24 protein-coding genes are annotated in these 21,028 nt (G+C 61.6%); 23 read left to right on the top strand and 1 reads right to left on the bottom strand.

All coding sequences use genetic code 11. From position 1 onward, the window contains the following. Positions 1 to 7: 7 nt before the first annotated feature. The 8 genes from KQ933_RS20505 to KQ933_RS20470 all read left to right on the top strand — a co-directional run bounded on the left by KQ933_RS20505 (position 8) and on the right by KQ933_RS20470 (position 7,094). Positions 8 to 580, top strand: coding sequence for a hydrolase (locus KQ933_RS20505; RefSeq protein WP_216756560.1), 573 nt, complete (start codon positions 8 to 10; stop codon positions 578 to 580). 91 nt (positions 581 to 671) lie between these two features. After that, on the top strand, positions 672 to 1,739 hold the full coding sequence (mepA, locus tag KQ933_RS20500; RefSeq protein WP_216756559.1) for a penicillin-insensitive murein endopeptidase: 1,068 nt from the start codon (positions 672 to 674) through the stop codon (positions 1,737 to 1,739). Positions 1,740 to 1,843: 104 nt separating this feature from the next. Then, a complete protein-coding gene (locus KQ933_RS20495; RefSeq protein ID WP_216756558.1) occupies positions 1,844 to 2,224 on the top strand; it encodes a methylglyoxal synthase in 381 nt (126 codons plus the stop codon). A gap of 28 nt (positions 2,225 to 2,252) precedes the next feature. Further along, positions 2,253 to 3,269, top strand: coding sequence for a glucokinase (locus KQ933_RS20490; RefSeq protein ID WP_216756556.1), 1,017 nt, complete (start codon positions 2,253 to 2,255; stop codon positions 3,267 to 3,269). A 152-nt stretch (positions 3,270 to 3,421) separates the two neighbouring features. Continuing rightward, complete coding sequence (locus tag KQ933_RS20485) at positions 3,422 to 5,209, top strand: ABC transporter ATP-binding protein (protein WP_216756555.1); 1,788 nt, start codon at positions 3,422 to 3,424, stop codon at positions 5,207 to 5,209. Between the two features lie 18 nt (positions 5,210 to 5,227). Continuing rightward, positions 5,228 to 6,052, top strand: coding sequence for a 4-hydroxy-tetrahydrodipicolinate reductase (gene dapB / locus KQ933_RS20480; protein WP_216756554.1), 825 nt, complete (start codon positions 5,228 to 5,230; stop codon positions 6,050 to 6,052). Positions 6,053 to 6,074: 22 nt separating this feature from the next. Then, the gene (locus KQ933_RS20475) at positions 6,075 to 6,710 is read left to right on the top strand and encodes a 2,3-bisphosphoglycerate-dependent phosphoglycerate mutase (RefSeq protein WP_216756553.1); all 636 of its coding nucleotides are present in this window, start codon (positions 6,075 to 6,077) and stop codon (positions 6,708 to 6,710) included. A 129-nt stretch (positions 6,711 to 6,839) separates the two neighbouring features. Further along, positions 6,840 to 7,094 (top strand): hypothetical protein, encoded by a 255-nt coding sequence (locus KQ933_RS20470; RefSeq protein WP_216756551.1) that lies wholly within the window; start codon positions 6,840 to 6,842, stop codon positions 7,092 to 7,094. A gap of 346 nt (positions 7,095 to 7,440) precedes the next feature. On the opposite strand, the gene phnF is transcribed toward KQ933_RS20470, so the two are convergent. Beyond that, positions 7,441 to 8,178: a phosphonate metabolism transcriptional regulator PhnF gene (gene phnF, locus KQ933_RS20460; protein WP_216756548.1), complete on the bottom strand. Its 738-nt coding sequence runs from the start codon at positions 8,176 to 8,178 to the stop codon at positions 7,441 to 7,443. A 119-nt stretch (positions 8,179 to 8,297) separates the two neighbouring features. On the opposite strand from phnF, the gene phnG reads away from it, so the two are divergent. The 15 genes from phnG to KQ933_RS20385 all read left to right on the top strand — a co-directional run bounded on the left by phnG (position 8,298) and on the right by KQ933_RS20385 (position 21,022). Then, positions 8,298 to 8,774 (top strand): phosphonate C-P lyase system protein PhnG, encoded by a 477-nt coding sequence (gene phnG / locus KQ933_RS20455; RefSeq protein WP_216756547.1) that lies wholly within the window; start codon positions 8,298 to 8,300, stop codon positions 8,772 to 8,774. After that, positions 8,774 to 9,382 carry a phosphonate C-P lyase system protein PhnH gene (gene phnH / locus KQ933_RS20450; protein WP_216756546.1) on the top strand — a complete coding sequence of 203 codons (609 nt, stop codon included), beginning with the start codon at positions 8,774 to 8,776 and terminating at the stop codon, positions 9,380 to 9,382. The genes phnG and phnH overlap by 1 nt, the downstream gene beginning before the upstream one ends. Before the next feature lie 4 nt (positions 9,383 to 9,386). Next, the gene (locus KQ933_RS20445) at positions 9,387 to 10,493 is read left to right on the top strand and encodes a carbon-phosphorus lyase complex subunit PhnI (protein WP_216756544.1); all 1,107 of its coding nucleotides are present in this window, start codon (positions 9,387 to 9,389) and stop codon (positions 10,491 to 10,493) included. Continuing rightward, on the top strand, positions 10,490 to 11,365 hold the full coding sequence (locus tag KQ933_RS20440) for an alpha-D-ribose 1-methylphosphonate 5-phosphate C-P-lyase PhnJ (RefSeq protein WP_216756543.1): 876 nt from the start codon (positions 10,490 to 10,492) through the stop codon (positions 11,363 to 11,365). The genes KQ933_RS20445 and KQ933_RS20440 overlap by 4 nt, the downstream gene beginning before the upstream one ends. Next, complete coding sequence (gene phnK, locus KQ933_RS20435) at positions 11,362 to 12,138, top strand: phosphonate C-P lyase system protein PhnK (protein WP_216756541.1); 777 nt, start codon at positions 11,362 to 11,364, stop codon at positions 12,136 to 12,138. The genes KQ933_RS20440 and phnK overlap by 4 nt, the downstream gene beginning before the upstream one ends. 5 nt (positions 12,139 to 12,143) lie before the next feature. Next, entirely contained in the window at positions 12,144 to 12,854 is a 711-nt protein-coding gene (gene phnL, locus KQ933_RS20430; protein WP_216756540.1) for a phosphonate C-P lyase system protein PhnL, read from the top strand. Continuing rightward, positions 12,851 to 13,468 (top strand): DapH/DapD/GlmU-related protein, encoded by a 618-nt coding sequence (locus KQ933_RS20425; RefSeq protein ID WP_216756538.1) that lies wholly within the window; start codon positions 12,851 to 12,853, stop codon positions 13,466 to 13,468. The genes phnL and KQ933_RS20425 overlap by 4 nt, the downstream gene beginning before the upstream one ends. A 119-nt stretch (positions 13,469 to 13,587) precedes the next feature. Continuing rightward, positions 13,588 to 14,433, top strand: a complete 846-nt coding sequence (phnC, locus tag KQ933_RS20420; RefSeq protein WP_216758960.1) for a phosphonate ABC transporter ATP-binding protein — start codon at positions 13,588 to 13,590, stop codon at positions 14,431 to 14,433. Between the two features lie 87 nt (positions 14,434 to 14,520). Next, complete coding sequence (gene phnD, locus KQ933_RS20415) at positions 14,521 to 15,429, top strand: phosphonate ABC transporter substrate-binding protein (protein ID WP_216756537.1); 909 nt, start codon at positions 14,521 to 14,523, stop codon at positions 15,427 to 15,429. 164 nt (positions 15,430 to 15,593) lie between these two features. Then, positions 15,594 to 16,559, top strand: a complete 966-nt coding sequence (gene phnE / locus KQ933_RS20410; protein ID WP_216756536.1) for a phosphonate ABC transporter, permease protein PhnE — start codon at positions 15,594 to 15,596, stop codon at positions 16,557 to 16,559. Between the two features lie 7 nt (positions 16,560 to 16,566). Then, complete coding sequence (phnE, locus tag KQ933_RS20405; RefSeq protein ID WP_216756534.1) at positions 16,567 to 17,913, top strand: phosphonate ABC transporter, permease protein PhnE; 1,347 nt, start codon at positions 16,567 to 16,569, stop codon at positions 17,911 to 17,913. A gap of 138 nt (positions 17,914 to 18,051) precedes the next feature. Continuing rightward, entirely contained in the window at positions 18,052 to 18,747 is a 696-nt protein-coding gene (locus KQ933_RS20400) for a DUF1045 domain-containing protein (RefSeq protein ID WP_216756533.1), read from the top strand. Positions 18,748 to 18,760: 13 nt separating this feature from the next. Continuing rightward, positions 18,761 to 19,900, top strand: a complete 1,140-nt coding sequence (locus KQ933_RS20395) for an alpha-D-ribose 1-methylphosphonate 5-triphosphate diphosphatase (protein ID WP_216756531.1) — start codon at positions 18,761 to 18,763, stop codon at positions 19,898 to 19,900. Beyond that, positions 19,900 to 20,496 (top strand): phosphonate metabolism protein/1,5-bisphosphokinase (PRPP-forming) PhnN, encoded by a 597-nt coding sequence (gene phnN / locus KQ933_RS20390; protein ID WP_216758959.1) that lies wholly within the window; start codon positions 19,900 to 19,902, stop codon positions 20,494 to 20,496. The genes KQ933_RS20395 and phnN overlap by 1 nt, the downstream gene beginning before the upstream one ends. Before the next feature lie 13 nt (positions 20,497 to 20,509). Next, positions 20,510 to 21,022 carry a GrpB family protein gene (locus KQ933_RS20385; protein WP_216756529.1) on the top strand — a complete coding sequence of 171 codons (513 nt, stop codon included), beginning with the start codon at positions 20,510 to 20,512 and terminating at the stop codon, positions 21,020 to 21,022. The last annotated feature ends 6 nt before the right edge of the window (positions 21,023 to 21,028 follow it).

Below are 21,028 nucleotides of genomic sequence, written 5' to 3'. Positions count from 1 at the left end.
GCTTCCCATGTCACTCTACGATCCAAAGACCACGGCACTCGTTTCCATCGACCTGCAAGGCTTCATCGTCAGCCGGCAGCTTGCGCCCCATTCCGCCCAGCAGGTGATCGAGAATACCGCCGCGATCGCCAAAAAGCTGAAGTCCGAAGGCGGCACGGTGATCCTCGTTACAGTCGGATTCTCCCCGGATTATGCCGATGCTGTCAACCAGCCGGTGGACGAGCCGGCGGTTTTCCCCGAAGGCGGCCTTCCGACAGCCGCGCTTGCGGCTCCTTCGGAAATTGCTGCGCTCGAGGTCGATGTCCACATCGTCAAACATCAATGGAGCGCTTTTTATGGCACGGAGATGGATCTGCAGCTGCGCCGCCGCGGCATTACGACCGTGATCCTCACCGGTATCGCCACGAATTTCGGCGTCGAAGCGACGATCCGCGACGCGTATGCCCATAATTACGCCGTCATCGCCGTCGAGGACGCGATGAGCACCTTCACCGCCGACATGCATTCTCTTGCTTGTGAGCGTATCCTGCCGCGGCTTTCGCGGGTGCGCAAAACGGCCGAGATTCTGTCCAACGGCTAGGGCCTTTGCGCGCCGCCTGCCAAAACATCGATTCACCAAAATTGCTTTTCACGGTAGATTCGATGCAAATCACTTCGACAGGCAGGTACGCATGGCTTTCGGCTTAGCTCAGGCTTTCAGGACTTTCGGCAAACTGACATTCGCCGGCGCAATGGGCGCAAGCCTTGTCGCCGGCGATGTCGGCGCCCAGCAGAAGACGCCGAGCCCCGGCAGCGCCAAGGCGATTTTCGGCTCCGAGAAATTGCCGACGCAGGGGCCGGCGCAGCCGATCGGCTTTTACGCCAAGGGCTGCATGACCGGTGCCGAGGCGCTGCCGGCCGACGGGCCGACCTGGCAGGCGATGCGCCTTTCGCGCAACCGGCGCTGGGGCAATCCGGCGATGATCTCGCTTCTGGAAAAATTCTCGCAGGATGCGCGGGCCAGGATCGGCTGGCCGGGTATCCTCGTCGGCGATATTGCCCAGCCGCGCGGCGGGCCGATGTTCAACGGCCATGCCTCGCACCAGATCGGGCTGGATGCCGATGTCTGGTTTACACCCATGCCCTCGCAGCGCCTGAGCTACGAAGAGCGGGAAGACCTGCCCTTCACCACCATGTTGCAGAAAGACAAATTTCTGACCGTCGACCCGAAAGTGTGGAGCAAGCAGCGCGCAGAACTCCTGATGCTGGCGGCAAGCTATCCGCAGGTCGAGCGCATCTTCGTCAACCCGGCGATCAAGAAGAAAATGTGCGATACCTGGACGGGCGACCGGACCAATCTCGGCAAGCTCAGGCCCGAATACGGGCACGATTCGCATTTCCACATCCGCATGAAATGCCCTGTTGGTGCCAAGGGCTGTACAGGGCAGGCGCCGGTGGCGGCCGGCGACGGCTGCGACAAGTCGCTCGCCTGGTGGTTTACGAAAGAGCCGTGGGCGGCACCGAAGCCCAGTGCAAAGCCGCCGAAGCCGCCGCGTGAGGTCATGGTCTCCGACCTGCCGAAGGCCTGCTCTGCCGTTGTCGACGCGCCGTCCATCGCCTCTGCGGAAGCCGGGACCTATGGCGGTCCTTCAGCGGCGAGTGCGCTGACGGCAGTCCCGGCGGCCGCACCACCTGTCGATACCGGCAGCGCGCTTCCTGCCGTCGGCCCGGTTCCAAGCGACAAGCCGGTCGTGCAATAGGCTGAACAGGCCAAACAGGGGGCGGACGGCTGTCTTTCAAATCACAAACGCCTGGTGTAGAAGCGGTCAAATCGATTGAATTACGTGCGTGGAGAACCCCGTTCATGGCCGGCGACAAATGCCTCGCATTGATTGCGCATGACCAGAAGAAGGACGACATGGCGGCGTTTGCCCGCCGTAACAGGGATCTCCTCTCCCGATGGAAAATCGTCGCCACCGGCACGACGGGCGGGCGCGTGCTCGACGCCGCGCCCGACCTTCACGTTGTCAGGCTGAAAAGCGGTCCGCTCGGCGGCGATCAGCAGATCGGCGCACTGATTTCCACCGGCGAGGTCAGTGCCCTGATCTTCTTCGTGGACCCGCTGACGCCAATGCCGCATGATGTCGACGTCAAGGCGCTGATGCGGCTTGCGATCGTCTACGACATTCCGATGGCGCTGAACGAATCGACAGCCGAAAAGCTTCTCCCTACCCTTAACGCCTGATCCCTCGGGCTACAGCACGGAACCGGCCATGACTGCATCCTCTACTCCCTTGCCCTTTCCGATCCTGATCGGCGACATCGGTGGCACGAATGCCCGCTTCTCCATCCTGACGGATGCCTATGCGGAGCCGAAGCAGTTTCCCAATGTCCGCACGGCCGATTACGCAACGATCGACGAAGCGATCCAGAAGGGTGTGCTGGACAAGACCTCCGTACAGCCGCGCGCCGCGATCCTGGCCGTCGCCGGCCCGATCAAGGCGGATGAAATCCCGTTGACCAACTGCCCCTGGGTAGTGCGGCCGAAGAGGATGATCGAGGGCCTCGGCCTCGTCGACGTACTCGTCGTCAACGACTTTGAAGCACAGGCGCTGGCGATCGCGGCACTCTCCGACGAAAACCGCGAGCGCATCGGCAATGTCTCGGGCGATATGGTGGCGTCCCGCGTCGTGCTCGGACCCGGCACCGGCCTTGGCGTCGGCGGTCTGGTTCACACCCAGTCGACCTGGATTCCGGTTCCCGGCGAAGGCGGGCATGTCGATCTCGGGCCGCGCAGCAAACGCGACTATGAAATCTTCCCGCATGTCGAAACGATCGAGGGCCGCATTTCGGCCGAGCAGATCCTCTGCGGGCGCGGCATCGTCAACCTCTACCGCGCCATCTGTGCGGCAGATGGCGTCGAGCCTGAAATGAGCGACCCGGCGGACATCACCTCGCATGGGCTTGCCGGCAGCGATAAGGTCGCCGTCGAAACCGTCTCGCTGTTTGCGACCTATCTCGGCCGCGTGGCGGGCGACATGGCACTGGTGTTCATGGCCCGCGGCGGCGTCTACCTCTCCGGCGGCATCTCGCAGAAGATCCTTCCGGCGCTGAAAAAGCCGGAATTCCGGGCAGCCTTCGAGGACAAAGCGCCGCATTCGGCCCTGCTGCGCACGATCCCGACCTATGTCGTGACGCATCCGCTGGCTGCTCTTGCCGGGCTTTCTTCCTATGCGCGGATGCCTGCAAACTTCGGCCTTTCGACGGATGGACGGCGCTGGCTGGCCTGAGCCTGAAGCATGGTTTCAAGGCGTTAGAGCGGCCTTTGTGCGCCCCCATGGGACGCACGGCGCTATAGCCAAAGCCCCCTCAACTCTTTATAGAGCCCGCGCATATGCGTGCCGCGCCTGCGGCATGCGGCCCTGAAACAGGAAGCCTATTTTTGGAAGCCGCCGCCAGCAGAAAGCCACACGTCAACAGCGATACCGTGACCGGAATCCTGAAGCGCATCATTGCGGAAAACGGCCGGGACCATCTCTGGGGCTATGTCTTCGCGATCTCCTGCCTTGTCATCGTGGCACTTTCGACGGCATTTACCGCCTGGATCATGCGGGCGATCATCGACGAGGCCTTCGCCAACAGGCGCGCGGACGTCGTCTGGATCATCTGTCTTTCCATTTTCATCGCCTTCATGCTGCGCGGTTTTGCGAGCTACGGACAGGGTGTGGCGCTGTCGCGGATCGGCAACGACATCGTCGCCCGCTACCAGCGCCGGCTCTATTCGCACCTGATGACGCTTTCCGTCGGCTTCTTCAACGAGGCGCGCTCGGCCCAAATCGCGGCCCAGGTGAGCCAGAATGTCAGCGGCATCCGCGATGTCCTGAACCTCACCATCACCTCGACGGTGCGCGATCTCCTGACCTTCGTCTCGCTGATCGGCGTCATGGTGCTGCAGGATCCGCTGCTGAGCCTTGCCGTCTTCATTCTGGCGCCGCCGCTGCTTTATGCACTGCGCTACGTTTCCAAACGCCTGCGCTCGGCCACCCGCGAGGCCGTCGACCTCAACAGCCATGTTCTCGGCGCCATGCAGGAGACGATCCAGGGTATCTCCATCGTGAAGGCCTTCACGATGGAAGAAGCGCTGGAGAACAAGGTCAACAAGCTGATCGGCGCTGCCGAGGGCCGGGCGAACCGTATCGCGCGGCTTTCCGAGCGTACCTCGCCGCTGACGGAAAGCTTTGCCGGCTTTGCCGTCGCGAGCGTGCTTGCCTATGCCGCCTATCGCTCGATCTATCAGGGCGTGCCGCCGGGCGCCTTCTTCTCCTTCGTCACGGCGCTGCTGCTCGCTTACGATCCGGCCCGGCGCCTTGCCCGCCTGCAGGTGCAGATGGAGCGCGCCATCGTCAACGCCCGGATGATCTACGAGTTGCTCGACATGGAACCGCGCCAGCGTGACCTGCCGGATGCCAAGCCGCTTGTTGTCACCGAAGCGAAGATCGAATTCCGCAACGTCTCGTTTGCCTATGGCAATGAACGCGTGCTTGATGGCGTGACGCTGACGGCCGAGGGCGGCAAGACAACGGCGCTCGTCGGCCCGTCCGGCGCCGGTAAATCCACCGTCATCAGCCTCATTCCGCGTTTCTATGATCCGAAGGAAGGCCAGATCCTGATCGACGGGCAGGATATCGCCCATATCACCAAGCAGTCGCTGCGCCGGCAGCTCGCCTATGTCTCGCAGCAGCCTTACCTCTTCGAAGGCACGATCCGCGACAATATCCGCTATGGCCGCCCTGAAGCCACGGACGAGGATATCGAGAAGGCAGCGCGGCTTGCCTATGCGCATGACTTCATCCTCGCGCAGCCGCAGGGCTACGATACGCCCGTCGGCGAAAATGGCGTGACGCTTTCCGGCGGCCAGCGCCAGCGGCTGTCGATCGCCCGTGCGCTGGTGCGCAACGCACCGATCCTGCTTCTCGACGAGGCGACCTCCGCACTCGATACGGAATCGGAAGCGGCCGTGCAGAAGGCACTCGACGAAGCCATGACCGGCCGAACGGTCGTCGTCATCGCTCACCGGCTTTCGACCGTTGTGCGCGCCGACAAGATCATCGTGATGCAGCAGGGCCGCGTCGTCGAAGAAGGCAATCACGAGACGCTTGCGAAGGTCAACGACGGACTTTACGCTCGCCTCAACAATCTGCAGAGGCCTTCGGCTTCTGATTCATACTGATCGGGATGATGGACTGACATGAGCGACGCTGCGATGAAACTGGTGGTGGTTGGAGCGGCGGGGCGCATGGGGCAGACGCTCATCCGTCTCATCCATTCCATCGACGGCGTGACGCTGCACGCAGCGATTGAGCGTCCCGGCTCGCCCTTCGTCGGCAAGGACGCCGGTGAAATCGCCGGGCTTGGCGCCACTGGCATCATTATCGGCGACGATCCGCTGGCAGCCTTCCTTCATGCCGAGGGCGTACTGGACTTCACCTCGCCGGATGGTTCGGTAGAATTCGCCGGTCTTGCGGCGCAGGCCCGCATCGTTCATGTGGTCGGCACGACCGGCTGCTCGCAGGAGGACGATGCAAAGATTGCGGCGGCCGCGCGCCATGCCCGCATTGTCAAATCTGGCAATATGAGCCTCGGCGTCAACCTGCTCAGCGTTCTCGTGCAGCAGGCCGCCCAGGCGCTCGACTCAGCCGACTGGGATATCGAAGTTCTCGAAATGCATCACAAGCGCAAGGTCGATGCACCCTCGGGTACGGCATTGTTGCTCGGCGAGGCAGCCGCGAAGGGCCGCAATATCGATCTTGGCGCGAAGTCCGTACGCGTGCGTGACGGCCATACCGGCGCACGGGAAGCCGGCACGATCGGCTTTGCGACATTGCGCGGCGGCTCCGTCATCGGCGAGCATTCCGTGCTTTTTGCCGGCGAAGGCGAGACCGTTACCCTGTCCCACAGCGCGACCGACCGTTCGATCTTTGCGCGTGGCGCCATCAAGGCAGCCCTTTGGGCGCGCGACAAGAAGCCGGGGCTCTATTCCATGCTCGACGTTCTCGGGCTTTCTTCCCATTGACCATTTCTCGGAGGCATTTTTCATGAGCGGTACCCTCGTCCTCGTTCGCCACGGCCAGAGCGACTGGAATCTCAAGAATCTCTTCACCGGCTGGAAGGATCCTGATCTGACAGAGCTCGGCATCCAGGAAGCGAGGGCCGGCGGCCAGGCGCTTGCCGATTACGGCATCAAGTTCGATATCGCCTTCACCTCCGCGCTGGTGCGTGCGCAGCACACGCTGAAGCTCGTCCTCGACAAGGTCGGCCAGCCTGATCTCGAGACGATCCGCGACCAGGCGCTGAACGAGCGCGACTACGGCGATCTCTCCGGCCTCAATAAGGACGACGCTCGCGCCAAGTGGGGCGAAGAACAGGTGCATGTCTGGCGCCGCTCCTATGACGTTCCGCCTCCGGGCGGCGAAAGCCTGCGCGACACCGGCGCCCGCGTCTGGCCTTACTATCTCACGGAAATCCTTCCGCGCGTCCTGCGTGGCGAAAAGGTGCTGGTTGCCGCGCACGGCAACTCGCTGCGTTCGCTCGTCATGGTTCTCGACCGCCTTACCCGCGAGCAGGTTCTTTCGCTGAATCTGGCGACCGGCGTGCCGATGGTCTACAAGCTGAAGGCCGATTCCACAGTCGCTTCCAAGGAAGTGCTCGGCGACATGTCTGGCGCGCACTGAACGCGATCGGAGTTGCGATGAGGGTCGAGGCCGGGCGCGGATGCCCGGCCGGTGGCGGCGAAACTAGCCGCTGCCCCCCCGATGCCATCATCATAAATTCTTCCCGCCGTTTGAAATTGGAACCTCTTTATGGATGATGATATTTTGTCGGGAAAGGTCCGACCGCCGCAAATTCCATCACACTGGGTCGGGAAGCCAACATCCAGCTCTCGTGGCTGGCGTTGGGATGATCCGGATAATTCAGGCAATGGTGTAAGGTTTTTCGCTGGCGATCCGGATGACCCGGTACCATCCAAACGAAACACCTACGTTGTCGTCGTGAGCGGCGGAGTGGCGATGGGTGCCGACGGCAACCCTATTCCCGGCTTTGATGCTCCTGAATAGTTCTTCGTGAACAGCTTGGTTGCTGCTGTGATCATCAAATAGTCTTTCAGGTCTGGCCCGATCTGGCGAAGGCGGCGGTAGCCGTTTGTGGTTATTTGCCTCGATGAACAGTCGTCTCCCAACCATCATATTCTCCACCGAGTTTGGCGGCACTTACGTCGAGAAGTTCAGTCTGTTTGTCTATATCATTTGGAGCTTGAAGCTGTGAAAACACGACGCTCTCGACGACGTCGTTTTGAGCCCTTAGTGACTGGCTACTTGCTGTTCGGAGGACATGAGCGAGCATGTCAGTCGTTCGATATGTGGCATCCAACACGCGTCCGGCCTTTTCGTCCCCACCCCACCATCAATTCTCAATCGTGAACTGGACCCGGTCTGCCGCAAAACGGCTGATCGAATATTGCACCGGCACGCCTTCCAGATCGGTGTTCATCGCCTTGGTGATCAGCAGGATAGCGCCCGGCGCCAGTCCCAGATCGGCGATATCACCGGAATCGGCGTGAGCGGCGGTGATCTCCGTCGTGGCGCGTACATAATCCGACAGGCCCAGGGCAGCAAAGGCCTTGGTGATAGATCCCGCTGTCCGGTAGGCTTCCCCGATACCAGCAAAGCGCGCGGCCGGGAACCAGCTCGTGGCCCGAGAAACCGGACGTTTATCCGCTTCGCGCACCATTTCCAGCCGGATCACCGGCGTGCCCTGCTCCAGGTGCAGCCAGCGGGCCACCTCTGAATCCGCCGCCTCCTCGGCATGGCCAAGTAGGAGCGCGCGCGTCTCACGCGCCTGATCCCTGATACCATCGGTGAAGCGGGTACGGCGGCTGATCGGAAAATTCAGACGCTCCTTGCGTTCTATCAGCGTACCGCGGCCCTGAACCGCACGCACGATGCCTTCCTGTGCCAAGGCGGCAAGTGCACTCCGCACGGTATGCCTGTTGACGCCGAACTGCAGCGCCAGAGCCGTTTCCGGCGGCACCATGCCCGTTTCGTCATAGGCACCGCTGCTGATCGCCTCGCGGATCCTGTCGGCGATCTGCCGCCAGAGCGCCACCCCTGTCTGCCGCTGCAGCTGCTTTATTCCTGCCATTGCACCCCTGCCCAGCATTTTCGGACGCGCCGTGTCACACGCTTGTCACGTCGCCGATTTAGGGATAGATATAGCTTGTATAGTTGTCTATATCAATAGACATTTTTGAGGAAAAGATGATGGCGGCAGCGGAGAAGACGGAAGCTGCGGCGCGAACGGATGACGGGCGTAAACGCACCGTCGATCTGCTCGCCCGCGCCGAGACACAGGAATTGCGGGCGGCGTGGGATGCGCTTGCCGAACAGCCGGTCGTTCAGCCGGTGCGCGGCCCGGAGACGGGCCTCGTCATGGTTCGCGGCCGCATCGGCGGCGGCGGGGCGCCCTTCAACCTCGGCGAAGTAACGGTGACGCGCGCAACGGTGCGCCTTGCCTCCGGCTCGGTCGGCCACGCGCAGGCGCTCGGCACCGACCGCGAAAAGGCGCGGCTTTCCGCGATCTTCGACGCCCTCTGGCAGGAAGAGGCGACCAGGAGCTTCGTGGAGGAAAGGCTGCTTTCGCCGATCGCCCGGCGGGTCGCCGATGACACCAATCGCAAGGCTGAAGAAACGTCCGCAACCCGCGTCGACTTCTTCACCATGGTTCGGGGAGAAGACTGATGGGCCTCAAGACCGACGTTCTGACCGGCGGCTTCGCTGAGCCGGTTTTCCATGCGCAGAGCGTGTTCAAGATGCTGATGGACGGCATGGCCCGGCCCGGCACGATCCAGTCTGTCACGCCTGACGTTGTGCCTCCTGCGCCGCTCGGAATCGCCGCCGGCGCGATCGGCCTGACGCTCTGCGACCACGACACCCCCGTCTGGCTTTCCGCAGGGCTCGCCAAGTCGGCGGTTCCGGAATGGTTGGGCTTCCACGCCGGCGCACCGCTGACCAGTGAAAAGGCCGAAGCGCGCTTCGCTTTCGTCGAAGCCGGCATGACGCTTTCCACCTTCGGCCTCTTTGCCGCCGGCACGCAAGAATATCCCGACCGTTCCACGACTGTCGTGATCGAACTCTCCGACCTCGAAGGCGGCCGCCGGCTCACCCTGATGGGTCCCGGCATCCAGAGCGTGACCGAGATCTCGCCTGTTGGCCTGCCGGAGACCTTCCTGCGTCTGTGGACGGAAAACCGCGCGCTCTTCCCGCGCGGCGTCGACATCGTGCTGACGGCGGGCAAGCGATTCCTTTGCCTGCCGCGCACCACCAAGATCACAGCAACGGAGATCTGAGCTAATGTATGTTGCCGTCAAGGGTGGCGAGGCCGCCATCGCCAATGCCCACCGCCTGCTCGCCGACCGCCGGCGCGGCGACCGCTCCGTGCCGGCGATCGGCATCGAGCAGATCGTCGAACAGCTGGCGCTCGCCGTCGACCGCGTCATGGCCGAGGCCTCGCTCTATGACCGGACGCTCGCCGCCCTTGCCGTGCGCCAGTCGCGCGGGGACATGATCGAGGCGATCTTCCTCTTGCGCGCCTATCGCACGACGCTGCCGCGCTTCGGCTATTCGAAGCCGCTCGATACCGCCAATATGCAGATCGAACGCCGCATCTCCGCCACCTACAAGGATCTTCCGGGCGGACAGCTGCTTGGGCCGACCTTCGACTACACGCACCGCCTGCTCGATCCCTCGCTACTTTCGGACGAGGCCGTGGAAGAGCCGGCGCAGCGCGAGGCGGAGAGCGGCCGCGTCATGCGCGTCTCCGAAATCCTCGGCCAGGAAGGGCTGATCGAAAACGACGGCGAGCTTCCCGAGGATCACGAGACGGGCGACCTGACGCGCGAGCCGATGGAATTCCCGATGACCAGGGATCTTCGACTGCAGGCGCTTGCCCGCGGCGACGAAGGTTTCCTGCTGGCACTCGGCTATTCGACCCAGCGCGGCTATGGCCGCAACCACCCGTTCACCGGCGAAATCCGCATCGGCGAGGTCGAGGTGGAATTCGACGTGGCCGAACTCGGCTTTGCCGTCTCGCTCGGCACGATCCAACTTACCGAATGCCAGATGGTCAACCAGTTCAAGGGTTCGGCCAAGGCGCCGCCGCAGTTCACCCGCGGTTACGGCCTGGTCTTCGGCCAGAGCGAACGCAAGGCGATGGCCATGTCGCTGGTGGATCGTGCGCTGCGGGCTGAAGAGCTCGGCGAGGACATTACCGCGCCGGCGCAGGACGAGGAATTCGTCATTTCCCATTCCGACAACGTACAGGCGACCGGCTTCGTCGAGCACCTGAAGCTTCCGCATTATGTGGACTTCCAGGCCGAACTCGACCTCGTCCGCCGCATGCGCCGCGAATTCGAAGCCGCCCGCAACAGCGGCGAGACCCAAAAGGAGGCCGCCGAATGAGTGATCTCGCCACCTACAATTTCGCCTATCTTGACGAACAGACCAAGCGCATGATCCGACGCGCGATCCTGAAGGCGATCGCCATTCCCGGCTATCAAGTGCCCTTTGCCAGCAGAGAAATGCCGATGCCTTACGGCTGGGGCACCGGCGGGGTGCAGGTAACGGCCGCCATCATCGGGCCTGACGACGTTCTCAAGGTCATCGACCAGGGCGCCGACGACACGACGAATGCCGTCTCCATCCGCGGCTTCTTCCAGAAGGTCGCCAATGTCGCGGTTACGACCCACACCAAGGATGCGACGATCATCCAGACGCGCCACCGTATCCCTGAGGAAAAACTCAGCGAAGGCCAGGTGCTCGTTTATCAGGTGCCGATCCCGGAACCGCTGCGCTTCCTCGAACCGCGCGAGACGGAGACACGCAAGATGCATGCGCTTGAGGAGTACGGCCTCATGCACGTGAAGCTCTACGAGGACATTGCCCGCAACGGCCGTATCGCCACGACCTATGCCTATCCGGTCAAGGTTCATGGCCGCTATGTCATGGATCCCTCGCCGACGCCGAAATTCGATAATCCGAAAATGCACAGGTCGGAAGCGTTGCAGCTTTTCGGCGCCGGCCGCGAAAAGCGCATCTATGCCGTGCCGCCCTACACCGACGTCGTCAGCCTTGATTTCGAAGACCATCCCTTCGAAATCCAGCGCTTCGGCAAGCCCTGCGCACTCTGCGGCGCGGAAGAGGTCTACCTCGACGAGGTGATCCTCGACGACAAGGGCGGACGCATGTTCGTCTGCTCCGATACCGACCATTGCGAAGACCGCCGTGCACACGGACATGCCGGCGAAATGCTGGCCCGGGAGGCTGCAGAATGACCGATACACCGCTTCTCAAAGTCAACGACCTCTCAAAGTTCTACGGCAACCGCATCGGCTGCCGGAACGTCTCCTTTGAGCTCTGGCCCGGCGAAGTGCTCGCCATCGTCGGCGAATCCGGCTCGGGCAAGACGACGCTGCTCAACTGCATCTCCACCCGGCTGATGCCGACAACAGGTAGTGTCGAGTATCACATGCGCGACAGCAATTACCGCGACCTCTACCACATGAGCGAGGCCGAGCGCCGCTTCCTGATGCGCACGGACTGGGGCTTCGTGCATCAGAACCCGGCTGACGGGTTGCGCATGACGGTGTCTGCCGGCGCCAATGTCGGCGAACGCCTGATGGCGATCGGCGACCGTCACTACGGCAAGATTCGCTCCACCGCTATCGATTGGTTGGAGCGTGTCGAGATCGATACCGGCCGCATCGACGACCAGCCGCGCGCTTTCTCCGGCGGCATGCGCCAGCGCCTGCAGATCGCCCGCAACCTCGTGACCGGCCCGCGCCTCGTCTTCATGGACGAGCCGACCGGCGGTCTCGACGTCTCGGTGCAGGCGCGTCTGCTCGATCTGGTGCGCGGCCTCGTCAACGATCTCGGCCTCTCGGCCATCATCGTCACGCATGACCTCGCCGTCGCCCGCCTTCTCTCTCATCGCATGATGGTGATGAAGGACGGCTTTGTCATCGAGCAGGGTCTGACCGACCGCGTGCTGGACGACCCGCGCGAGCCCTATACCCAACTCCTCGTTTCCTCGATCCTGCAGGTTTAAGAACCATGGCAACGCCCCTCGTCGTTTCAGAAGTCGCCAAGAGCTTCATCATGCATCTGCGCGACGGCATCAAGCTGCCTGTTGTCTCGGATGTCTCCTTCTCGGTGGCATCGGGCGAATGTGTCGTGCTCGGTGGCCCCTCAGGTATCGGCAAAAGCTCGCTGCTCAAGATGATCTACGGCAATTATGCCGTCGATACCGGACAGATCCTCGTTGATCACAACGGCAAGATCGTCGACCTCGCCGCCGCCGACCCGCGCACCATTCTCGACGTGCGGCGCCAGACGCTCGGCTATGTCAGCCAGTTCCTGCGCACGGTTCCACGCGTTGCGGCGATTGACGTCGTCGCCGAACCCCTGCTCGCTCGTGGTGAAAATGCCGTGAGCGCCAGGGAAAAGGCCGCGGCGCTGCTCGATAAGCTCAACCTGCCGGAAGCGCTCTGGCAGCTGCCGCCCGCCACGTTCTCCGGCGGCGAGCAGCAGCGCGTCAACATCGCCCGTGGCTTCATCACCGATCATACGATCCTGCTGCTCGACGAGCCGACCGCCTCGCTCGACGCGAAGAACCGGGCCGTCGTCGTCGGCATGATCGAGGAAAAGAAGAAGGCGGGCGTCGCCCTGCTCGGCATCTTCCACGATGAGGAAGTGCGCGAGGCAACCGCCGACCGCATTCTCGACGTTCAGCAATTCTCTCCGCGAAAGGCGATCGCCGCATGAGCCGCAAGCTGGGCATCGAGCCCTATTTCCACGAGACCGCCTCCGTCTCCAACTCGACCTTCGGCCGCTATACGGAAGTCTCCGAGCGCTGCCGGATCAGCGAGGCGGAGTTCGGCGACTATTCCTACATCATGCAGGACGGCTCCATCTGGTGCGCAACGATCGGCAAGTTCGTCAACATCGCCGCTGCGGTGCGCATCAACGCCACCAACCATCCGACTTGGCGCGCGACGCTGCACCACTTCACCTACCGTGCCATCGACTACTGGCCGGATGCCGACATGGAGACGGAATTCTTCGAATGGCGCCGCTCCAACCGGGTCGTCATCGGCAATGATGTCTGGATCGGTCATGGCGCGACGATCCTGCCCGGCGTGACTGTCGGCAACGGGGCCGTGATCGGTGCAGGCGCAGTCGTCTCGAAGGATGTCGCTCCCTACACGATCGTCGGCGGCGTGCCGGCCAAGCTCATCCGCGAGCGATTTCCGAAGGAGATCGGCGAGCGCATGGATGGGCTTGCTTGGTGGGACTGGGAACACGACCGGCTGCGCGATGCATTGCCTGATTTCCGGGCACTTGGCGCCGAAGACTTCCTCTCCCGATACGGCGGCTGAGCAGAATGCTGCAGCGCAGGGTTTTGTGACAGGACTTACACAAAACTGACATGCGAGGTTCATGAAGCGGGACTAATGCGATCCCCGGAAGCAAGCCTGCAATGCGAGGGAAGAGCATGATGTTCGAGCTGAAGAATGTCACACGCCGGTTCGGAAAAAAGCTCGCTGTCGACTCCGTAACGCTGGACATTCCTCAGGGTCAGATGGTCGGCATCATCGGCCGTTCCGGCGCCGGCAAGTCCACGCTCCTGCGCATGATCAACCGACTGCAGGAACCCTCCTCCGGCACCATCCATTTCGGTGGTGTCGAGGTTTCCGGCCTTCGGGGTCAGGCACTGCGCAACTGGCAGCGCGATTGCGCCATGATCTTCCAGCAGTTCAACCTCGTGCCGCGCCTCGACGTGCTCACCAACGTCATGCTCGGCCGCCTGAACCACCGCTCGACGATCCTTAGCCTGCTCAACGTCTTCAGCCGCGAAGAACGCATCCACGCGATTGCTGCATTGGAACGCCTCGGCATCGAGCAGACGGCGCTGCAGGCTGCCGGCACGCTTTCGGGCGGTCAGCAGCAGCGCGTGGCGATTGCCCGCGCGCTGATGCAGAACCCGAAGATGGTTCTAGCCGATGAGCCAATCGCCTCGCTCGACCCGCTGAACGCGAAAATCGTCATGGATGCATTGCGTGACATCAATGAGCGCGAAGGCATTACCGTCATCACCAACCTGCACACGCTCGATACGGCCCGCAACTACTGCGAACGCATCATCGGCATGGCAGGCGGCCGCGTCGTTTTCGACGGAAAGCCCTCCGAGCTGACCGCCGAGGCCGTGAAAGAAATCTACGGCATGGACAAGGACGGTGCGGGCATCGACGAAACGATGACCTCGACCGCAATCAACATGGCTCCGGAAGGAGCCGAAAACCAATCCGCCGGCAATCAACCGCTGGCGCTGGCCGGTCTGTGAGAGGGGCGGCCGCGATCGAACGCCCGCGTCAAGGGCAGATTTCTTCGTAACAAAACGACCGAACCCCGGTCATTCTGGAGAGAACCCATGTTGAAGAAAGCACTTTTTGCGGCTACGGCGATCCTGTCCCTCGCAGTTGGCGCCGCCAATGCCGCTGATCTCAAGGAATTCCGCGTCGGCATCCTCGGCGGCGAAAACGAAACCGACCGCCTGCGCAACTATGCCTGCCTTGCAGACCACCTGAAGCAGGAATTCGGCTTCGAGAAGGTTTCGCTCTTCCCGGCCGCCGATTATGACGGCGTCATCCAGGGTCTCCTCGGCGGCACGCTCGACTTCGCCGAACTCGGCGCTTCCGGCTACGCGTCCGTTTATATCAAGGACCCGAAGGCTGTTACGCCGATCCTGACGACGCAGCAGAAGGACGGTTCCACGGGTTACTACTCGATCGGTCTCGCTCTGAAGTCCTCCGGCATCAAGACAATCAAGGACGCCAAGGGCAAGAAGCTCGGCTACGCCGATCCGGACTCCACCTCGGGCTACCTCGTTCCGCTGACGCAGATCCCGAAGGACACGGGCATGCCGAACGACAAGTTCTTCGCTTCCACCCAGTTCAACGGCGGCCACGAGAATAACCTCCTCGCTGCTTACGACGGCAAGGTCGACGTTGCTGTTGACGATAGCTCGGGCATCGGCGACTTCAAGGACGGCTACACTTCCGGTACCTTCCGCAAGGAAGTCGACAAGGGCGCCGTCGATCCGAACAAGCTCGTTGAAGTATGGCGTTCGCCGCTGATCCCGAACGGCCCGCTCGTCGTTCGCAACGCTCTCGGCGAAGAATGGCAGAAGAAGCTCACCGCCTTCTTCACGGCTCTTCCGGAGAAGGACCACAAGTGCTTCGCTGCTATCGAAGGCGGCGACTACAAGGGCTATGCCCCGGTCAAGCACGACTTCTACAACGCTGTCGTAGAGGTTCGTAAGGCTGCTATCGGCGGCTGATTGCGCCATCCGTATGCGGGGCGGCCGGCGACGGCCGCCCTTTTCTTGTGACTACAGCGCCGCGCGTCAGACGCGCAAAGGACGCTGTAGCACTTCAAATTGCTGCATAATTTCATCCTTAAATCGAGCCCGATTCAAGGAATTATGCAGTAGGCGAGGCGTTCATGACTATTGCCGATACACAGCCGCATGTGCCGATGCCGAGCACGAAGGAAATCGCCACTGCTTGGGACAGGATGATCGCCAGGCGGCGTTTCTACACCGCCCTTGGCCTAGTGATCCTCATCGCCGCCTTCGTCAGCTCCGTACGCTTTGCCGACGAGAGCAATGCGGGTCACTTCTTCGACCGCCTGCCGCATTTGTTCGACTTCTTGAGCTGGCTTATCCCGAAAGACTGGACCGATGTCTGGCGCGCGCTCTTCGATATTGCGAGCCCGAATGACAAGGGTGGCGAAGAATTCAATTTCGCCAATGGCCGCGTCTATGTCTGGGGCAGCTTCTACATCCCTGAGTATTTCGAGCTGATGATCGTCACGATCAACATCGCGCTCGTTTCGACCATCATCGCCTTCATCTTCGCCGTTCCGCTCAGCTTCTTTGCTGCACGCAATCTGACGAAGAACTGGCCGCTGCGCATCTTTACCAAGCGCATCATGGAATTCCTGCGTGCCTTCCCGGAAATCGTCATTGCCGGCTTGTTTTCGGCGATCCTTTCGATCGGACCGGTGGCAGCAATCATCGCGATCACGCTCCATACGATCGGCGCACTCGGCAAGCTCTTCTACGAAGTCGCCGAAAACATCGACATGAAACCGGACGAAGGCATGCGGGCCGTCGGCGCGAACTGGCTGGAGCGCGTGCGTTTCGCCGCCCTGCCGCAGGTCATGCCGAACTATGCGTCCTATGCGCTGCTGCGCCTCGAGATCAATGTACGTGCATCGACCATCATCGGCGCCGTTGGCGGCGGCGGTATCGGTGAAGAGCTCAAGCTTTCCATCTCCCGTGGTTTCGGCGCCAAGACCGTGGCGCTCGTGCTGCTGCTCTTCGTGACGATCGTCGCGGTCGACCAGTTCTCCGCCTGGCTGCGCCGCCGTCTCGTCGGCGAACACGCCTTCTTCCTGCAACATTGAGGCGGCCATGACGGTCATCGACGCAAACCGCATGCATGAGATCGAAGCGCGCTATCCGGAATATTTCCACCGGTCCTTCCGCCAGCGTTTCGGCGGCCTTCTGATCGTGCTTACGACCATTCTTTACGGCATTTATGCCGTCTGGTTCTTCGACCTGCCGAAGCTCATTGCCGAAGCCCATTGGGAACGCTTCGGCATCTATATGAGCCAGTGGATCAGCTATGACGTGCAGCCGGAATTCCGTATCCAGGACGATGGCACGATCCAGACGCGCTATCCGCGCTTCTCGCCGCTTGGCGACGATCCGCATCCGGATTGGCTGAAAACCAATACAGATGGCAGCATCACCGTCCTCGTCGGCGGCAGCGGTCGCACGGTGACGGTCAGCAAGCGCCAGACGACGATCGTTGCCCATGGCATGACGGTGCCGGTCGATGTTTCCAGCGGCGCGCCGAAGGTCGTCGGTCCAGTTCCGAACTGGATGACGGTCTATGACGACAATGTGCTCGCCAATCTCGGCTTTGCAGGGGATGTCAGCATTTCCGTCGATCGTGTGAAGGTGCGCAAGCGCTTCATCGGCTGGGCGAATTTCATCTTCGATACACAGTCGCCCTTCTTCGACAAGCAGGCAAGCGAGGTTATCAGTCTCATCGTCTCCGGCCCGCGGATCCATCCCGACCAGTCGAACCTGTCGCTCGCTTTCGACAATATCTGGAACAATAGCGAATGGCAGCACGGCGATGTCTGGACCAAGCTGTTCCAGACGATCGTGATGGCCTTCCTTGGCACATTGCTCGGTTCGCTCGCGGCCTTCCCGCTCGCCTTCATGGCAGCGCGCAACATTACGCCAAACAGGTTTCTGAACCAGGCCCTGAAGCGCTTCTTCGACTTCCTCCGTTCGGTCGACATGCTGATCTGGGCGCTTTTCCTGACACGCGCCTTCGGCCCCGGCCCTCTCGCCGGTTCCGGCGCCATCTTCCTGACGGAGACCGGCACACTCGGCAAGCTCTACTCGGAAGGCCTCGAGAATATCGACAACAAACCGCGTGAAGGCGTGAAGTCGACGGGCGCCTCGACCGTGCTGGTGCATCGCTACGGCATCATGCCGCAGATCGTTCCCGTCATCGTCAGCCAAACGCTCTATCAGTGGGAATCGAACGTACGCGGCGCGACGATCATCGGTGCCGTCGGTGCCGGCGGTATCGGTCTCAAGCTCTGGGAGGCCATGCGCACCAATTCCAATTGGGAAAACGTCGCCTACATGGTCATCCTGATCCTGATCGTCGTGTTCCTGTTCGATACCGCATCGAATGCGCTGCGCCATCGTCTGATGGGCACCAAGGCGGGCCGCTAAGCCCGATCAAAAGATGATGACGGCCTGCCGTCATCATCATTCTGTCATGGAAATCTTTTAGCCGGAGCGTGCTTGCGGTTCGCCGCCAAATCAATGCACATTGCGCTCCCCGTTCGGACGATCTCCAGGATAAAAGCCTTGCGCTACGCTCTCTATTTTTCGCCGTCTAAGGATCATTCCCTGACGGATGCTGCCTCTGTCTGGCTCGGCCGCAATGCCTTTACCGGCGAGACCTATCCTGCACCCGAATACGAGACGCTGCCGGCTCATGAACAATTCGAACTGACGGCCGATCCGCGCCGCTATGGCTTCCATGCGACGATCAAGGCGCCTTTCGAGCTTGCCTCCTCCGTGACCGAAAAGGATCTGATGACGGTTGTCGAAGATTTCGTCGCCAACACGCCGGCCTTCGACATCCCGGAACTGGTGCTCGGCCAGCTTGGTCGCTTCTTCGCGCTTGTGCCGGGTTCGTTGCACCAACCGCTTCAGGATTTCGCGGCAAAGGTGGTAAAGTCTTTCGAGCCATTCCGGGCAGCACTCTCCGAGGCCGATATTATCAGGCGCAAACCGGAACGACTCTCCGAGAGCCAGCGCAATAATCTCATGCGCTGGGGCTATCCATATGTCATGGATGACTTCGGCTTCCATATGACGCTGACCGGCCAGGTGCCGGAAGAGCGCGCGGAAGTGATGAAAGCGATCCTGACGGAGCGTTTCTCAGCTTTCACCGGCAGGCCGCTTCACATTTCCGGCCTTGCCGTCTTTAGCGAAGAGGTGCGCGGCGCGCCTTTCAAAGTCCACACATGGCTGCCTCTTGCTGGCGCCAGAAGCTGAAAGATTTTCTGATATGAGCAAAGAAACCGTTCTTTCAAACGCCCGTATCGTTCTCCAGAACGATATCCTTTCGGGCTCTATCCTGATCCGTGACGGCAGGATCGCCGATATTTCGGAAGGCAGTTCATTAGCCGGCGAGGATTTCGAGGGCGATTACATCATTCCCGGCCTCGTCGAGCTGCATACGGACCATCTGGAAGGCCACTATTCACCGCGTCCTGGGATCCGCTGGAACAAGACGGCGGCCATCCAGGCCCACGATGCGCAGATCGTCACCTCAGGCATCACCACGGTCTTCGACTGCCTGCGCATGGGCGCTGACGAAGACGGCGGTTTCGAGCACGGCGAGATGCGCGAGATGGCCGATGCCATCCAGTCCGCCGAGAAGGAAGGGCGCCTGCGTGCCGAACACCTCATCCATCTGCGTTGCGAGGTTTCAGCCGACAATGTGCTGCAGCACTTCGCCGATTTCGAGAACGATCCCTATGTCCGTCTCGTTTCGCTGATGGACCATGCGCCCGGCCAGCGCCAGTTCCAGACAATGGACCAGTACATCTTTTATTATCAGAAGAAGCGCGGTCTCACGGACGAGGAGTTCGCCCGTTTCTGCGCCAGACGCATCGCCGAGTCCGATCGCAATTCAACGCCCAATCGGGACGCAATCTCCAAGGTCTGCGCCGAACGCGGCATCACCGTCGCAAGTCATGACGATGCCACATCTGCCCATGTCGATGAGGCGATCGAAAACGGCGTTCGCCTGGCCGAATTCCCGACCAGCATTGACGCAGCCCGGCTGTCGCATGAAAACGGCATGAGCGTTCTGATGGGCGCACCGAACATCGTGCGCGGCAGATCGCATTCCGGCAATATCGCCGCGCGTGATCTGGCGCAGCTCGGGGTTCTCGACGTGCTTTCGTCCGACTATGTGCCGCTTAGCCTGCTGCATGCGCCCTTCATTCTTGCCGACGAGGTTGAGGGCATTACGTTGTCGAAGGCGATCGCGATGGTCACGGCCACACCAGCACGCACCGTCAGTCTCAACGATCGCGGCCGCATCGAAACCGGCCTACGTGCCGATCTCGTCCGCGTTCACCGTTCGCATGGCGTGCCGGTGACGCGTTCCGTCTGGCGCGAAGGACGCCGTGTCGCATGATGATGTCACACGAGCCCCATCCGGGCGCCGGTGCCGAACGCGGCATCATGGTCGTCGTCGTCGGTCCGAGCGGGGCCGGCAAGGACACGCTGATGAACCTTGCGGCCCGGCATTTCGATCGTCGGGAGGACGTGCATTTTGCCCGCCGCGTCATCACTCGTGAAGGTGATGCCGGCGGAGAGGATCACCTCGCCGTTTCGGATGCGGGATTCGCATCGATGGAGCAGTCCGGCGCCTTTGCCGTGTGGTGGGAGGCGCATGGTCTCAAATACGCCATTCCGGCAGAAGTTTCCGTCTCGCTCGCCAGGGGCCACATTGTCGTTGCGAACGGTTCGCGTTCGGCGCTACACCGTTTCCAGGCCGCCTTCCCGCGGCTGAAGGTCATCAATGTGACGGCCCGCCCGGAAGTGCTGGCCGGCCGCCTGGAGGCTCGCGGCCGCGAGACGCATGAGGATATCATGGCCCGTCTTGCTCGCGGCCCGCTGACAGTGCGTGGCGATTATGATGTCGTGGAATTGGACAATAGCGATTCGCTTGAGGAGGCCGAGCGCAAGATGATCGATCTCCTGGACGGATTCCTGAAGGAAATCGCCTGAACAAGATAAGGATATGAGAATGGCCATTCGCGTCGTCGACTATGACCCGGAATGGCCGTCTCTCTTCCGTCGGATCGTCGGCGAGCTCGAGCCGTTGTTCGCCGGTCTCCATCCCGTCTTTCATCACGTCGGCAGCACATCCGTCCCCGGACTGGCCGCCAAGCCAAAGATCGACCTGCACGCCGCCTTTGCGAGCGCGGATGCCCTTCCCGAGGCGATCGAGCGTGCGCAATCGCTTGGCGCCTTCACCTTTCACGGCGACAAATACCAGCAACAGACCTGGACCTTCACCAGCGGCAAAGGCTCACACGGCGCCCGGCTCTATCTCTGCTCGGCGGACAATGCCGTGCTGCGAGACCGGATCGCTTTTCGGGATTATCTCCGCTCCCATCCAGAAAGAGCGAACGCCTATGCCGCCCTCAAGCTGAAGCTCATGGGCGAGGCAAATGACGATTGGGATTATTATACCGGAGGCAAGCGCGACTTCGTGTTGGAGACGCTGCGGCTGGCTTCTGAGGAGCAGTAACCAGCC

Origin of the sequence: Rhizobium sp. WYJ-E13, from assembly GCF_018987265.1 — a bacterium.
In the GTDB taxonomy this organism is placed as follows: domain Bacteria; phylum Pseudomonadota; class Alphaproteobacteria; order Rhizobiales; family Rhizobiaceae; genus Rhizobium.
The sequence above is the reverse complement of the archived record's forward strand: the minus strand, read 5'-3'. Positions and strand labels throughout refer to the sequence as shown.